This window comes from Tissierellales bacterium (assembly GCA_035301805.1).
Classification (GTDB): domain Bacteria; phylum Bacillota; class Clostridia; order Tissierellales; family DATGTQ01; genus DATGTQ01.
On sequence record DATGTQ010000115.1, the window covers coordinates 1 to 2713 of the forward strand.

6 protein-coding genes are annotated in these 2713 nt (G+C 26.6%); 2 read left to right on the forward strand and 4 right to left on the reverse strand.

Annotated elements, in window-relative coordinates:
* Positions 1 to 167: 167 nt before the first annotated feature.
* Positions 168 to 548, forward strand: a complete 381-nt coding sequence (locus VK071_05205; GenBank protein ID HLR34714.1) for a phage holin family protein — start codon at positions 168 to 170, stop codon at positions 546 to 548.
* A 4-nt stretch (positions 549 to 552) separates the two neighbouring features.
* On the forward strand, positions 553 to 1305 hold the full coding sequence (locus tag VK071_05210) for a peptidoglycan DD-metalloendopeptidase family protein (GenBank protein ID HLR34715.1): 753 nt from the start codon (positions 553 to 555) through the stop codon (positions 1303 to 1305).
* Between the two features lie 107 nt (positions 1306 to 1412).
* Here VK071_05210 and VK071_05215 read toward each other — a convergent pair whose 3' ends face one another.
* From VK071_05215 to VK071_05230, 4 genes are all read right to left on the reverse strand, one after another.
* Positions 1413 to 1592, reverse strand: a complete 180-nt coding sequence (locus VK071_05215) for a hypothetical protein (protein ID HLR34716.1) — start codon at positions 1590 to 1592, stop codon at positions 1413 to 1415.
* Positions 1589 to 1756 carry a hypothetical protein gene (locus VK071_05220; GenBank protein HLR34717.1) on the reverse strand — a complete coding sequence of 56 codons (168 nt, stop codon included), beginning with the start codon at positions 1754 to 1756 and terminating at the stop codon, positions 1589 to 1591. The genes VK071_05215 and VK071_05220 overlap by 4 nt, the downstream gene beginning before the upstream one ends.
* The gene (locus VK071_05225; protein ID HLR34718.1) at positions 1753 to 2022 is read right to left on the reverse strand and encodes a hypothetical protein; all 270 of its coding nucleotides are present in this window, start codon (positions 2020 to 2022) and stop codon (positions 1753 to 1755) included. The genes VK071_05220 and VK071_05225 overlap by 4 nt, the downstream gene beginning before the upstream one ends.
* A 107-nt stretch (positions 2023 to 2129) precedes the next feature.
* On the reverse strand, positions 2130 to 2713 hold a 584-nt coding region (locus VK071_05230; GenBank protein ID HLR34719.1), incomplete at its 5' end, for a DNA cytosine methyltransferase.

The following is a 2713-nucleotide window of genomic DNA, read 5'->3' on the forward strand; positions in this document are numbered from 1 at the left end:
TAATAGTCCAGGTGGTTATTCTATCCATTTACACATAGAAATTTCTAAAAATGGTACGTTTAATTTTGATAATACTATTAATCCTAGACCTTATTTAAAAGTAACAGGAAATAATAAGACAGATTTACCTAATCCAGCTAAGTAAATTTTATGAAGGGTGAAAGATAATGTTGAAAGAATTGAAGTACGGTATAGATATTGAAATTTTTATAGGGAATATGTTTTACTTTTTACTAGCATGGATTATTTTCGATATTCTTACTGGTTTATTACGTGCTATGAAAGATAGGAAGGTTAATTCATCTATTAAATTTGAAGGTTTAATACGTAAAACTGGTGAATTATTAGGAGTTATATTTCTAACATTGGTAGATTTATATTTAAATACTGATGGTCTTGTTACAAAAACTGGTGTAGGATTATTAATAATTTATGAAACTATTAGTATTGTAGAAAACTTTAAACAGATAGGGGTAAACATTAATTTTATAATGAAATATTTTGATAAAGATAAGTATAAAGATGGTATAAATGAAAGGGGAAAATAAATAAATGGTATTTTCTGGATATAGAGTTACTTCAAATTATGGGTGGAGAATACACCCTATAAGTAAAGTTAGAAAGTTTCATGCAGGAATTGACCTAGTTAAAAGTCATAATGCTATTATTAAAGCATTTATGGGTGGTACTGTTATATATGCAGGACTGGGTAAAAGTGGAACAGGTGTAGGCGGTTATGGTAATGTTGTGGTTATTAAAGATATATACGGAAAAGCGCATGTTTATGCTCATTTAAATAGTGTACTTGTACAAGTAGGACAAGTAGTAAATACTAATACTAGCATAGGTAGACAGGGTGCAACAGGAAAAGTTACAGGATCTCATTTACATTATGAAATTAGAAATAATGCTAGTGTTAGTTTAGGTTGGACAGCTAAACAAGAAAATAGCACAGTAGACCCTACTAAGTATATTAAAAAACATTCTAAAAATAAAGGAAGTGGGCGAAAAGTGGTTACATTAAAAGTAGATGGAAAAAGAGGTACAGCAACTAAAAAAAGATGGCAACAGTTCTTAGGTACTAAACAAGATGGGGTATTGTCAAAACCTAGTAATGCTATTAAAGCATGGCAAGAGTTCTTAAATAAATATGGCGGTGCTAAGTTAAAAGTAGATGGATATGAGGGTACTAAAACCATTAAAGCTAGTCAGAAATTTTTCGGTACTAAAAAAGATGGGGTTATTTCTACAACAAGTAATATGGTTAAAGAGTTACAAATATTTCTAAACAATTATGGTAGATAATTGACAAAAGATATATACATGTTATAATTAGTATATAATTTCTATCCATGAATCTATATATTGTAGAAAAAGAGATCCGATATTAATTTATCAGATCTCTTTTCTATTTAGTTTGTTTCTTTTATCCATTGAAGTTTGTCTAATTTTTCCATATTTTCCTTTAATTCTATTTTGTAGTTATGAATCATATCATTAAATGTTTGAATCTGGTTACAAATATGTTCATTTTTTGTTTGTAGATTTTTAATTTCTGGATCTAGTATAGTGTCGATATAATTTTCATTCATAGTATTAAACCCCTTTCGTCTAAGTTCATTAAATGCTGATTATCCATAATAAGGATAGTTTCATCTGTATATACTATTGATCTTTCTTTTCCCCATTGAACTAAAAATAGCTTGTTTATTTTTCTTTCTTTACCTGTTTGGATCATATCATCTAATTTTTTCATTCTACTATTACCCCTAACATATCTAGATATTTTTCCATTCTTTTAAATCTTAAATATTCATCATAAGACAATAAAGCTATTGTTGATTTAAATTCTATTGTATCTGTTATAGGTTCATAATTTTTTTCAGTTTTTATTTTATATTTTGCATGTTCCAGAATATTATAAAATGATTCTTCAATTATTCTTTTATGAATATATTCTTCTGGAAATTTTGAATAATTTGATCCATTAATTATAAATTTACTATGAAATAAATTATCCATTATTTTGTTTCCTCCTTTAATATAATGTATTTTTCATATAGTACCTCAAATAAATAAACTATTGATGATACTACTTTTTCACATACTCCATTAAAAAATATTTCATTTTATAACCCCTTTTCACAAATATTAACTATATAATTACATAATTCATTAGGTATTTTTGATCTATCAATTAAACTTAATGCTTGTGTACCTGTTTTTGATCCTCTTGGTGCTGAATCGTGACATTTATCTCCATTTTTACACATTGGTAAAAAATTAGGTTTTTCATAATTTGTCCATATGTCTGTTGGTTTCATTCTATTATCTCCATATTGACAGTAAGTAACTGTATATCTTGGAATATCTTTCATAAACTCCATTTTTCTTAAACCACCACGAGGATTTTCTATAAAAAAATATTTAGGTTTTAATTCTTCTATCAGTTTCAAAACATGATTATTTACATTATCTGAAATTATTGCTTTTTCACTAATTGGATATAAATTTCCATTTTCCTCTTTTTTTCTATGGTGTGAAATTCCTGCTATTGAATAAGTAGTACAGTCAGGACTAGCCCATATAATATCAGGTTTACCAAAGTTACTTATTATCATTTCTTTAGTTAAATTTTTAATATCAATATATAAATCTATATTTTTATGTTGCTTGTCCCATTCTACTGAAAATACATCATGTCCTTTTTTCT